Annotated in this window: 10 protein-coding genes; 7 read left to right on the forward strand and 3 right to left on the reverse strand. The window is 67.2% G+C overall.

The features are described 5' to 3' along the window. Positions 1-74 precede the first annotated feature (74 nt). On the reverse strand, positions 75-560 hold the full coding sequence (locus ACQ5J0_RS12705; protein WP_462567871.1) for a pyridoxamine 5'-phosphate oxidase family protein: 486 nt from the start codon (positions 558-560) through the stop codon (positions 75-77). Positions 561-704: 144 nt separating this feature from the next. Between ACQ5J0_RS12705 and ACQ5J0_RS12710 the strand changes: the two genes are divergently transcribed. The 7 genes from ACQ5J0_RS12710 (at position 705) to ACQ5J0_RS12740 (ending at position 11,448) form a co-directional block, all read left to right on the forward strand. Beyond that, a complete protein-coding gene (locus ACQ5J0_RS12710) occupies positions 705-1,499 on the forward strand; it encodes a hypothetical protein (protein WP_462567872.1) in 795 nt (264 codons plus the stop codon). An 80-nt stretch (positions 1,500-1,579) separates the two neighbouring features. Continuing rightward, complete coding sequence (locus ACQ5J0_RS12715; protein WP_462570117.1) at positions 1,580-3,121, forward strand: Y-family DNA polymerase; 1,542 nt, start codon at positions 1,580-1,582, stop codon at positions 3,119-3,121. Between the two features lie 77 nt (positions 3,122-3,198). Then, positions 3,199-4,203 (forward strand): potassium channel family protein, encoded by a 1,005-nt coding sequence (locus ACQ5J0_RS12720; protein ID WP_462567873.1) that lies wholly within the window; start codon positions 3,199-3,201, stop codon positions 4,201-4,203. Between the two features lie 83 nt (positions 4,204-4,286). Beyond that, positions 4,287-5,531, forward strand: a complete 1,245-nt coding sequence (locus ACQ5J0_RS12725; RefSeq protein ID WP_462567874.1) for a putative DNA modification/repair radical SAM protein — start codon at positions 4,287-4,289, stop codon at positions 5,529-5,531. A 112-nt stretch (positions 5,532-5,643) separates the two neighbouring features. Further along, positions 5,644-7,107: a UdgX family uracil-DNA binding protein gene (locus ACQ5J0_RS12730; RefSeq protein WP_462567875.1), complete on the forward strand. Its 1,464-nt coding sequence runs from the start codon at positions 5,644-5,646 to the stop codon at positions 7,105-7,107. A 1-nt stretch (position 7,108) separates the two neighbouring features. Then, entirely contained in the window at positions 7,109-10,711 is a 3,603-nt protein-coding gene (locus ACQ5J0_RS12735) for an error-prone DNA polymerase (protein ID WP_462567876.1), read from the forward strand. Between the two features lie 2 nt (positions 10,712-10,713). After that, positions 10,714-11,448, forward strand: coding sequence for an extensin-like domain-containing protein (locus ACQ5J0_RS12740; RefSeq protein ID WP_462567877.1), 735 nt, complete (start codon positions 10,714-10,716; stop codon positions 11,446-11,448). 16 nt (positions 11,449-11,464) lie between these two features. On the opposite strand, the gene phoB is transcribed toward ACQ5J0_RS12740, so the two are convergent. Next, positions 11,465-12,154, reverse strand: coding sequence for a phosphate regulon transcriptional regulator PhoB (gene phoB, locus ACQ5J0_RS12745; RefSeq protein ID WP_462567878.1), 690 nt, complete (start codon positions 12,152-12,154; stop codon positions 11,465-11,467). A 67-nt stretch (positions 12,155-12,221) separates the two neighbouring features. Beyond that, on the reverse strand, positions 12,222-12,896 hold the full coding sequence (gene phoU, locus ACQ5J0_RS12750) for a phosphate signaling complex protein PhoU (protein ID WP_462567879.1): 675 nt from the start codon (positions 12,894-12,896) through the stop codon (positions 12,222-12,224). Between the last annotated feature and the right edge of the window lie 6 nt (positions 12,897-12,902).

The following is a 12,902-nucleotide window of genomic DNA, read 5'->3' on the forward strand; positions in this document are numbered from 1 at the left end:
TTCTCGATCCGACAGCAAAAAGGGCCGTTCGCGAGAACGGCCCTTTTCCTTTGTAGCGAGGTGAGGTCAGCTGGTCACAGCGGGGTGCTTTTGACGTGCTGCTCCTCGGCATCCTCGTGAACATCCATGCCCAGCGCCATCTTGGCGGTGCTGAGCAGACCCATGTCGCCGTTCCAGATCTCGGCATCGCCCAGATCCATGCGCAGGAAGAGAATGTCGGGGTCGGTCTTGCCGCCATCGTACCAGGCCTCGACGAAATTGTTCCAGAACTGGTCGAAGCGCGCGCGGCTGGTTTCCACGGCCAGCGTACCGCCGAAGCGCGCATACATGCCGTGATCCTTGCCCTTGAAGGTCGCGGTCACGGGGCCGAGCGCGCGGAACGGGCTCTTGGTATGGGTGAAGAACCAGATCGCGCTGTTGGCATCCTTGTCGAGCTGCGGGCTCATCGGCACCGCGGTATCGGGCTGGCCGTCGAGCTGGAGGAACAGGAAGGGCGAATCGGCGAGCGCCTTCCAGAACTTGGTCTTGAGCTCGTCGGGATTGCCTTCTGCGTATTTCATGCCGGTCTCCTGTTGGATGGTTCGATGGTTCAATGATCGAATGCGGCGTTCGGTCCCGGCGATGATCGGGACGAAGGGCGCATGCGGGGATGAAAGCCGGCTCGGGATTGCGAATCGCCGAATGACGGAACATAAGTGGAACAGATGAGTCGTTCCACCATGCCTTCCCCGACGCTTTCGCAGACCTGCGAGGTCGCCGCCGCTCCGCTCGCCCGGCGCAGCGCGCGCTGGCAGCCGGGGCTTGCCGCGCGTGCGGGTCCGGTGGCGCACAGCGAGGTGTTTTCCGCGACCAACCACGCCGGCGGCGCGGCGGCGGCGCTGGCGCTGGCGCTCGACGACTGGCGCCACGCCCCGCGCGGCGAGGTCCGCGAGACGCAGGACCGGCGCGCGGTGCTGTGGGTGCAGACGCGCGAGGCGGCGCGGCTGACCGGGCGGCCCTATCGCGCGGGCCTGCCCGAGGATCTGCGCCACCGCGTGATCCATGTCCTCGCCGAAAAGCCCGAGGATGCGTTGTTCGCGCTCGAAGAAGGCGTGCGCTGCCGCGAGATCGCCTTCGTCATCGGCGAGCTCTCGGGCAATCCGCGCGCGCTCGATTTCACCGCCTCGCGCCGACTGACGCTGGCGGCGGAGCGGCACGGCGTCCTGCTCTACCTCGTCCGGCTCGCGGCGCAGCGCGATCTCAGCTCGGCGCGGATGCGCTGGGAGGTGGCTTGCGCGCCCTCCGCCGCGCCCCCCTGGAACGCGCAGGCGCCCGGCACCCCCGCCTGGCAGGCGGAGCTGTTTCGCGCCCGCGCGCACCCGCCCGGAAGCTGGCTGCTGGACGAAGAGGGTGGGCGATTGCGCGCCGGACGCAAGCGCGAAGGTGAAGAGAAATCGCCGGACCGCGACCGGACCGGCGGATTGTCGCAGCGGGGGCACCCCCGCGCCGCGGGACGGTGAGCGGCGGGCAGGGGGCGTCCTGCAGCGCCGGAGCGCCGCCGCCCCGCCGCATCCTCTCGATCTGGCTGGGCGCGCTGGCGATGGATCGCTGGCAACTGGCGCAGGAGCAGGCCCCGAAGCAGGCTGGGGAGCAGGCGGGGGAACAGACCGGGAAAGGGCCGCTGGTGCTGATCGCCGACACCGCGCATGGCCCGCGCATCGAAGCCGCTAATGCCGCGGGGCGCGCCGCGGGTGCGCGGCCGGGGATGATGCTCGCGGATGCGCGCACGCTGTGCCCCGCGATCCGCACCGCGCCTTCGGACCCCGCGGGCGATCGCGCGCTGCTCGAGAAGCTCGCCGAATGGGCGATGCGCTGGGGGCCATGGTCGGCGCTCGATCCCCCCGACGGCCTGCTGGTCGATGTCACCGCGGTGGCGCATCTCTTCGGCGGCGAGCCGCGGTTGCTCGAGGATGTCGCCGCTGCTTTCGCGCGCCGCCGCCTGACCATCCGCAGCGCGATCGCGCCGACCGCCGGGGCCGCCTGGGCGCTGGCCCATTTCGGAGCGCCGCGCAGTATTCTCGCGCCGGACGAACCGGATCATGAGCGCATGCCCGCGCCGCTCGCAGAGCTCCCGGTCGCGGCGCTGCGACTCGACCCCGATGTGCTGACCGTGCTGCGGCGGCTCGGCCTCAAGCGGCTGGGCGAGCTCACCACCATCGGCCGCGATGCGCTCCAGCGGCGCTTCCGCAACCGCCGCTCGCCCGCCGCCAATCCGCTGATCCGGCTCGACCAATTGCTCGGCCGCGTGCCCGAACCGCTGCTCCCGGTGGTGCCGCAGCACATGCCACTGGTGCAGCGCCGCCTGCTCGAGCCGATCCGCCATCGCCCGCTGCTCGACCGCGTGCTCGCCGATCTGGGCGAGGACATGGCGCGCGAGCTCGAGGGCAGCGCGCAGGGCGCGCGGCGGCTCGAGCTGGGGCTGTGGCGCGTCGATGGCGAGGTGGTGGTCCGCCGCCTCGAACTCGCCGCCGCCACCCGCGATCCCGCGCATATCTGCCGTCTGTTCGCGGCCAAGCTCGACGATGTCGATGCCGGCTTCGGGATCGAGATGCTGCGGCTGCGCGCCAGCTGGGCCGAGCCGCTGGCGCTCGAGCAGCAGGACCTCGAAGCCGCGGCGGAGCAGCACGGGACCTCGCTCGCCGCCTGCATCGACCGGTTATCGGTGCGGCTGGGGGAGGGCGCGGTGACCCGGCCGGTGCTCCACGCCAGCCATATCCCCGAGCGCGCGCAGCGCTGGCAGCCGCCGCTGGCGGTCCAGACGCCCTCGCAGGCCGAGCTCGCCTTCCACCAGCGCCCGCTCAAGCTGCTCGACCGGCCCGAGAGGATCGCGGTGCTCTACGCCACCCCCGACGGTTATCCGCAGCGCTTCCGCTGGCGCGGCAGCGTCCACGATGTGGCGCGCGTCGAGGGGCCCGAGCGGATCGCGCCCGAATGGTGGCGCGAACGCGGTGCGGCGCGGCTGCGCGACTATTACCGCATCGAGGACGGCGAGGGGCGCCGTTACTGGATCTACCGCCAGGGTCTGGTGGGCGACGGTCGCGGCGGTCTGCCCGACTGGTATCTGCAGGGCCTGTGCGCGTGAGCCGTCCGACGAGCGGGTGTTGCGGCGACACGGGCGGGCGGGGTTGCTTCTGCATCCGCCCAACCTAGAAACGCATCATGATATCCGCCTCACGAACCCTGCTCGCGCTCATTCTCTGCTCGCTGTTTCTCGCGCTCGCTCCCGGCTCCGCCACGGCGCAGGAGACCGTGGTGGTGGCCGAGCTGCCGCCCTATGCCAAGCAGCAGGCCGATGGCCGATGGAGCGGGCCCGCGATCGATCTCTACCGCGCCGCGGCCGACCGCACCGGCATCGACTACCGTTTCGTCGCCGCCGGTCCGGACACGGGCGAGGCGGAATTCCCCGTCTATGCGAGCGCCGACACGCCTGCGCAGACCACGCGCAGCCTTCCGCTTCATGCCGATTCGATCGGCCTGATCGGGATCGGTGCCGGATCGGGCTTCACCATGGGATTGCTGGGTCTTTTCACGCCCGGTTTCTTCAAGACCGTCGCCATCTTCACGCTGCTGGTGCTGATCGCCGGAACGATCTTCTGGCTGGTCGAGCGAAAGGGCAATGACGAGGTGCTCGCGGATGGCAGCAAGAGCCGGGGTATCGGGCAGGGGTTCTGGTGGGCCAGCGTCACCGCCACGACGATCGGCTATGGCGATCTCGTCCCGCGAACGGTTGCCGGACGGGTCGTGGCGATGGTCTGGATGCTGTTCTCGATGGCGCTGACCGCGGTTCTTACCGCCTATCTGGTCTCGCTCACCGGCCAGCAGGGCGGCAACCGCAGTCTGGGCGATGCGGTGGCCGACAAGCATATCGGTATTATCGCCGAGGGTCCGGTAGCCCTATCCGACCTCTCGGGTGCCAAGGCCGTCGCGCGGTTCGCCAATCTCGATGCGGCGCTGGCCGCCTTCGACGAAGGCAGGATCGATGCGATCGCCTATCCCTTCCAGCCCGCGCGCGCGGCGGCCGGGGACAGAAGCATCAGCGCAACCGACGGGTCGATCGCGCTGCCCGTGTTCCGGGTGTCGCCGGACGAATTGCGCCAGGAGCTGGACCGGGCGATTCTCTCTCCCGAATGGCAGGAACGGGCCGACCAGGCCTTCTCACGCTGACACGGTTCCGCGCCGCTGCCCAGCCGACCGCTTTGGCCGATGATCGCGCTTGCATATAAATGGGCGGAACATATAAGGAACGGATGGCGTCGCAAACCACTCTCGAGAAGCTGGAAATCCTGGCCGATGCGGCCAAATATGACGCGTCCTGCGCTTCTTCGGGGACGGCGAAAAAGGATTCGCTCGGCGGCAAGGGGCTTGGTTCGACCGAGGGGATGGGGATCTGCCACGCCTATGCCCCCGACGGGCGTTGCATCTCGCTGCTCAAGATTCTGCTGACCAATCACTGCATCTTCGACTGCCATTATTGCATCAACCGCAAGAGCAGCAACGTCCGCCGCGCGCGCTTCACCCCGCAGGAGGTGGTCGATCTCACCTTGGGATTTTACCGCCGCAACTACATCGAGGGGCTGTTCCTCTCCTCGGGCATCGTCAAGAGCTCGAACCGCACCATGGAGCAGATCGTAGAAGTCGCCCGCATCCTGCGGGTGGAGCACGATTTTCGTGGCTACATCCACCTCAAGACCATTCCCGAGGCCGATGCCGAGCTGGCGCATCAGGCGGGGCTCTATGCCGATCGGGTATCGATCAATGTCGAACTGCCCACCGATGCCGGGCTCATGCGTCTCGCACCCGACAAGAATGCGCGCCAGATCGAAGGGGCGATGGGCAAGGTGAAGGCCGATCTGGTGGAAGCGAAGGATGCGCGCAAACGTTTCCGCCACGCCCCGCGCTTCGCGCCCGCGGGCCAGTCCACCCAGATGATCGTCGGCGCTGACAAGGCCAGCGATGCGGAGATCGTCGGCAAGGCAAGCCGGCTGTACGACAATTTCGGCCTGCGCCGGGTCTATTACTCGGCCTTCTCGCCCATCCCCGACGCCAGCGCGGTGCTCCCGCTCAGTCGCCCGCCGCTGATCCGCGAGCATAGGCTCTATCAGTCCGACTGGCTGATGCGCTTCTATGGCTACAAGCCCGCCGAGGTGATGCAGGCGACCGATGCCGACGGCAATCTGCCGCTCGACATCGACCCCAAGCTGGCCTGGGCGCTCAAGTTCCGCGAGAATTTCCCGCTCGACGTCAACCGCGCGAGCCGCGAGCAATTGCTCCGCGTGCCCGGGTTGGGGGTGAAGGCGGTCGATCGCATCGTCGCGAGCCGCCGCCACCGCACGCTCAGGCTCGACGATGTCGCCAAGCTCACCGTCTCGATCGCCAAGGTGCGGCCCTTCATCTGCACGGTCGACTGGCGCCCGGTGACGCTGACCGACCGCGCCGACCTGCGCGCGCTGCTGGCCCCCAGGCGCGAACAGCTCGAACTGTTCGCGGCATGAGGCCTCGCACTTTTCCGTCATCCCAGCGAAAGCTGGGATCTCCATCTGCCTGGTCCAGCCTCGCCGCACCAGACCCCAGCTTTCGCTGGGGTGACGACGGGACGAGCGCGGCATGACTGCACTCCAGCATCTCGCTGCCGGCAGCCGCTATCTCGTCCAGCTCGCCGAAGCCGACGATTTCGAGATCTGGCGCGAGCGGGCGCGGGCGTTGGTCCAGAGCGATGTGCCGCCCGACCGGATCGTCTGGGTCGAGCCGGGCGGCAGCGGCGATCTCTTCGCCTCTGCGGGCGGTGCGGGCCAGCAGCGCCTTCCTGCGCCGCCCGCGGATGCACCGCCGGTGCGCGCCAACCGCCGTTTCGTCGAGCTGGCGCGCAACGCGTTGCTGCACCGCGATCCCGAGCGTTTCGCGCTGCTCTATCGTCTGCTGTGGCGGCTGCAGACAACCCCGCGGATCATGGAGGATGGCGCCGATCCCGATATCCGGCGGGTGGAGGAACTCGCCAAGGCAGTCCGCCGCGACAGCCACAAGATGCACGCATTCGTCCGCTTCCGCCTGGTCGAGAGCGGTGAGGCCGGCGAGGAGGGTGAGGCTGGCGAGCATTACGTCGCCTGGTTCGAGCCCGAGCATCACATCCTGCGCGCCAATGCCGGCTTCTTCATGCGCCGCTTCGCCAATATGCGCTGGTCGATCCTCACCCCGGCGGGTTCGCTGCACTGGGATGGCGCGACCATGCAGGAAGGCCCGCCCGCACAGCGTGCCGACGCACCCACGGGCGATCCGATGGAGGATCTCTGGCGCAAATATTATGCATCCATCTTCAATCCCGCGCGTTTGAAGGTCGGGGCGATGCTGAAGGAAATGCCCCGCAAATACTGGAAGAACATGCCCGAAGCGGCGCTCATCCCGGAGCTGATCGCGGGGGCGCAGAAACGGGAAGCGGCGATGGTCGAGGCAGGTGCAATGGAATTCGAGGAGCGGCCCAACTCGCTCGCCGGTATCGAACGGGCCATCCATCAGTGCCGCCGGTGTCCGATCGGTCTGCTCGACAATCGGGCGGTGCCGGGCGAGGGCTTGAAGCGATCCACACTGATGGTCGTCGGCGAACAGCCGGGCGACCAGGAGGATCTCGCCGGCAAGCCCTTCGTCGGCCCTTCGGGTCAGTTGCTCGATAGCTATCTCGAACAGGCGGGGATCGACCGGAAGCAGACCTACGTCACCAATGCGGTCAAGCATTTCAAATTCGTCCAGCGCGGCAAGCGCCGGCTGCACCAGTCGCCGACCGCGAAGGAAATCGACATCTGCCGCTGGTGGCTCGAAGGCGAGCGCGAAATCGTCAGGCCGAGGGTCGTCCTGGCGCTGGGTGCGAGCGCGGCGCGGAGCATGCTGGGCAAGACGGTCAGCATCTCCAAGGCGCGGGGCGAGCCGCATCCGCTCGAGGATGGCAGCGAGCTGTGGGTCACCGCCCACCCATCGTATCTGCTGCGGCTCGATGGCGAGGCGAAGGATAAGCAGGAGCGCCTGTTCCGCGCCGATCTTGCCGCGGTGAAGGAACGGCTCGAGGAACTGGCGGGGTGACGTGCCGGATAGTGCCCCCACTCCCGACAAGCGCCGGATCGAGATCGATCCCGATGCCGTAAAACCACCCCCGCGTGCGGCTTTCGTCGAACTCGGGATTGTCTCGTGCTTCAGCTTTCTGCGCGGAGCATCAGATGCGGTCGATCTCGTCCTTGCTGCCCGCACGCTCGGCTACGATGCCATCGGTATCGCCGACGCCAACAGCATGGCCGGTGTGGTGCGGATCCATACCGAAGCGAAAACGCTTAAGTTAAAGCCGGTTATCGGCTGCCGTTTGGAAACGGTCGAAGGTCTCGCCTTCCTTGCCTATCCCGAGAACCGCGCAGCTTACGGACGCCTTTGCCGTCTGATCAGTTCCGGTCGGATGGCGACGCTCGAGGGCGAATGGCAGGCCAAGGGGGCCTGCGATATCGATCTCGCGATGCTGGAAGAACACTGCAAGGATGTGCAACTCATCCTGCTGCCACCTTGCGATCTGGAAAAAGAGTTCGCCGTGGCGGTCGAGAGCAACGTGATCCCCCTCTCGCTTGCGGGAGGGGCTAGGGGGGGGCGCGAGCAGAGCGAGTCCATGCTCCGGCCCGCCCCCGACTCCTCCCGCAAGCGGGAGGGGCGTGTTGTCACCGCGCCCTTTGCCGAACTGATCCCGCAGCTCGTCGGCCGACTCCCGACACTGCGCCATATCGCCGCCGCCTATCTCTACCACGGCGACGACGTAGCGCGCATCGAGCGGCTCGACGCCTTGGCGCGCGCCAACGGACTGTCGATCCTCGCCACCAACGACGTTCATTATCACACCCCCGCGCGGCGACCGCTGCAGGATGTGATGACAGCGATCCGGCACAAGACCACGGTGGCGGCCGCCGGCCATCTGCTCGCCGCCAATGCCGAGCGCTATCTCAAGCCGCCCGAAACCATGGTGCGACTGTTTGCGCGCTGGCCTCATGCCATCGCTGCGACGCGCGAGGTCGCGGATGCATGCAGTTTCTCGTTGGACGAGCTAACCTACGAATACCCCGAAGAAATATATCCCGACGGCATGACGCCACAGGAATTCCTTGAGTGCGAGACATGGTGGGGCGCACAGGATCGCTATCCCTCCGGCCCGCCCGACACCATCGTGGACACGCTCGAGCGCGAACTCGCGCTGATCGCCAAGCTGGGCCTCGCGCGCTATTTTCTCACCATCAAGGATATCGTCGATTTCGCCCGCGCGCAGGACCCGCCGATCCTGTGCCAGGGGCGCGGTAGTGCGGCCAATTCGGCGGTCTGCTACTGCCTCGGAATCACCAGCGTCGACCCCGCCAAGCACGCGCTGCTGTTCGACCGCTTCATCTCCGAGGAGCGCAAGGAGCCCCCCGATATCGATGTCGACTTCGAGCACGAGCGGCGCGAGGAGGTGATCCAGCACATCTACGAGAAATACGGCCGCCACCGAGCGGGGCTCTGCGCCACGGTCATCCACTACCGCCCGCGGATGGCAATCCGCGAGGTGGGCAAGGCGATGGGGCTGACCGAGGATGTCACCGCCGCGCTCGCCAAGACCGTCTGGGGCGGATGGGGCCGGGAGATCAGCGAGCGCCATGCGCAGGAAACCGGCATGGATGTCAGCGATCCGCACCTGCGGCGGGTTCTCAAACTGACCGAGCAAATGATTGGTATGCCGCGCCATTTGTCGCAGCATGTCGGCGGTTTCATCCTCACTGAGGGACCGCTGACCGAAACCGTTCCGATCGGCAACGGCGCCATGCCCGCGCGCAGCTTCATCGAATGGGACAAGGACGATATCGAGGCGCTGGGGATCCTCAAGGTCGATGTGCTGGCGCTGGGCATGCTGACCTGCATCCGCAAATGCCTCGACCTGCTCGAGGATCACCACGGCCGCAGCCTGAGCCTCGCCACCGTCCCGCGCGAGGATCCAGAGACCTACGCCATGCTGCGCAAGGGGGACTCGCTCGGCGTGTTCCAGGTCGAGAGCCGGGCACAGATGAACATGCTGCCGCGGCTGCGCCCGCGCGAATTTTACGATCTGGTGATCCAGGTGGCGATCGTCCGCCCCGGGCCGATCCAGGGCGATATGGTCCACCCCTATCTCAAGCGCCGCCGCGGCGCCGAGCAGGTGGTGATCCCCGCACCGTCGCCCGAGCATGGCGCGCCCGACGAACTCTCGAGCATTCTCGAGCGCACGCTGGGGGTGCCGATCTTCCAGGAGCAGGCGATGAAGATCGCGCTCGATGCTGCGCGTTTCTCCAGCAAGGAAGCCAACCGCTTGCGCAAGGCCATGGCGACCTTCCGCAGCCGCGGCATGGTCGACGAATTGCAGGATATGATGGTCGAGCGGATGGTGAACCGCGGCTACGACCGCGACTTCGCGCAGCGCTGCTTCAATCAGATCCGCGGCTTCGGCGAATACGGTTTCCCCGAAAGCCACGCCGCCAGCTTCGCGCATCTGGTCTATGTCTCGAGCTGGCTCAAATGCCACTTCCCCGCCGCTTTCGGCTGCGCACTGCTGAACTCGCAGCCGATGGGCTTCTACGCGCCCGCGCAGATCGTCCGCGACGCGCGCGAGCACGGGGTCGAGGTGCTGCCGGCGGATGTGAATTTCTCGCAATGGGATTGCACGCTGGAAGAGTGGGCCGGGAACCAGACCGACCCGGACCGCCCACTCGCCCTCCGTCTCGGCCTGCGCCAGGTCGATGGCCTGCCCGAGGCCGTGGCGGCACGGCTGATCGCCGAGCGCGAAGAGAACGGGGCCTATGCCGATGTCCGCGCGCTGCGCGACCGGGCGCGGCTGTCGCCGGCGCATGTCGAGCGGCTCGCCAGCGCCGACTGTTTCGGTTCGATGGCGCTCTCGCGGCGGCAGGCGCTGTGGGATGCGCGCAGCCTGGTCGGGGGGGAGGATCTGCCGCTGTTCGCTGCCGCCGCGGCGCGCGACGAGGGCGCCGAGCGCGCCGCCACGCGGCTGCCGCGCATGCCGCTTTCCGAAGAGGTGGTGGCCGACTACCAGACCACCCGATTGAGCCTGAAAGCGCATCCGCTGGCCTTCCTGCGCGCCTCGCTGGGCGATCGCGGCTTCGTGCGCGCCTGCGACCTGCGCGCGCGCAAGTTCCGCTCCATGGTGCAGGTCGCCGGCGTGGTGCTGATCCGCCAGCGGCCGGGCTCAGCCAAGGGGGTGTGCTTCATCACGCTCGAGGACGAGACCGGGGTGATCAACCTCGTGGTGTGGCCCAATCTCAAGGAGAAGCAGCGCCGGGTGGTGATGGGGGCGCGGCTGATGGAGGTGCGCGGGCGGGTGGAGTATGACGACGAGGTGATCCATGTCATCGCCCAGCACATGACCGATGCCAGCCACGAGCTCTACCGTCTGTCGGACGATCTGCTCGACTCGCCCGTCGCGCGCGCCGATCATGTCTCCTCGCCGCTGCCCGGCAGGCTGATCGCGCCGCATCCCGGTTCGGAACGCGAAGGCTCGGCGGCAACCTACCGCCCGGTCGAGCCGTGGCAGGAGCCACCGCCGGGCAATCGCGAATGCGGCTGGCACGATCCGCAATCACCCGGCCATCCGCGCGATGTCAGGATCATTCCCAAATCCCGCGACTTTCATTGACCATGAAGGACAATCCGTTCCGCATCTCCACGCGCGTGGGCAGGCTCGCGGGCGACCGGCGGGTTATCGGCCTGTTGCTGCTGCTTGCCATTCTGGTCGGCGGACGCGCCTGGCTGGCCGAGAACCCACAGCACAATCCTTGGGCGCCGCTCGACCTCAACGATCCGCCAGGCATGGCCACGGAGGCCAAGCTGGCAGCGTTGCGCGACGACGTCCCCGAATGCCGCGCGGTGCTCGAACGCTCCGAAATCGCTTACAGTACGCTCGACCCGCAAGGGGAGGGCGAGTGCGCGCGCCCGGACCGCACCAGGCTCGACGAATACCCCCTGTCACCCAACCCGCCGCCGACCACCTGCGGGGTGGCGATCGCGCTGGAACTGTGGCGCCGCAACGCCATCGAACCGCTCGCCGAGGAAATCTTCGCCAGCGAAGTGACGCGAATCGAGCACCTTGGCGCCTTTTCCTGCCGCCGCCTCTATGGCCGCGGCGAGGGCGCCTGGAGCGAGCACGCCACTGGCAATGCGGTCGATATCGCTGGCTTCGTGCTGGCGGACGGGACCCGGATCAGCGTGCTGGGCGACTGGGATGATGAGGGCGATAAGGGAGTTTTCCTGCACCGGGTCCGCGACGGCGCCTGCGACAGCCTCGCTACCGTGCTCTCGCCCGAATACAACGCGGCGCATGCCGACCATTTCCATCTCGACATGTCGCCGAGATGGGCCGGAGTCTGCCGCTAGTTCGCTGGCTGCGCGATCAGACCGCCTCGAAGGCGTAGCCGGCCGAACGCACGGTACGCACGGGATCCTTGGCATTCCTGACTTCGAGCGCCTTGCGGAGCCGACGGATATGCACGTCGACGGTCCGTAATTCGATATCGCTGCCGGTGCCCCAGACTCCGTCGAGCAACTGGCTGCGGCTGAACACCCGGCCGGGGCTTTCCATGAAGAATTTGAGCAATCGGTATTCGGTGGGCCCGAGCTGGAGCGTCTGGCCGCGGCGCGAAACCTTGTGCGCCACCGGGTCGAGCGTGATGTCCCCAACTTCGATGGTCTCGCCCGCGAGCGCAGGGCGGATGCGGCGCATCACCGCCGCGACGCGGGCAAGCAGTTCGCGCGGGCTGAAGGGCTTGGTAATGTAATCGTCGGCGCCGGTGTCGAGCCCGCGGATCCGGTCGTCCTCGGCCTCGCGCGCGGTCAGCATGATGATCGGCACATGCGCGGTCGCCTTGTCGCGGCGCAGCCGGCGACAGACCTCGATCCCGCTGGTGCCCTCGATCATCCAGTCTAGGATCACCAGATCGGGGGTCTCCTCCGCCGCCAGCATCAGCGCCTCGTCGCCATCGGCGGTGGTGCGGACCCGGTAGCCTTCGTTGTTGAAACGGTATTCGAGAAGTTCCAGCAGCGCCGGATCGTCTTCGACCAGTAGGAGACTTGCCGCGTTCACATCATGACCCTGACATCGGTTGAGAGGTAACGATCTCGCGATATGACGCTCAAGCTACAATAATGTGTCAGCTGTCGATATCGGGCGCGTAAACGCCCGTCGCAGCATAATGAACCATTTCGGCCACATTGGTCGCATGGTCGCCGATCCGTTCCAGATTGCGCGCGACGAACAGCAATTGCGCTGCGCTGCTGATCGATGACGGGTTCTCGACCATATGGCTGACGAGATTGCGGAAGATCGAATTGTAGAAGGCATCGACCTTCTCGTCTGCGGCGATCACGTCCTTGGCCAGCTCGGGGTCGCGCGCCGCATAGGCGGTCAGCACATCGTGGACCATTTCGGAGGTCAGCTCGGCCATCGCGGGGAGCAGTGTCAGCGGCTCGTATTTCTTGCGGTCCGGGCCGATCTCGCGGCTCGCCTTGGCGATGTTCTTGGAATAATCGCCGATCCGCTCGATCACGCCGGCGATCTTGAGCGCGGCGATCACCTCGCGCAGATCGTCCGCCATCGGCGCGCGCAGCGCGATGATCCGCACCGCGAGCTTATCGACCTCGCTCTCGAGTTCGTCGATCTTGCGGTCGCCCTTGACCACGCGCTTGGCCAGTTCGTCGTCGCCGCGCACCAGCGCCTCGATCGCGTCCTGCACGGCGACTTCCGCAAGTCCGCCCATCTCCGCGATCAGACCGCGCAGTCGGGTGATGTCCTCGTCGAAGGCCTTGACGGTGTGTTGCATATTCAATGGCGG

It is taken from the genome of Qipengyuania sp. SM2512, from assembly GCF_054954005.1.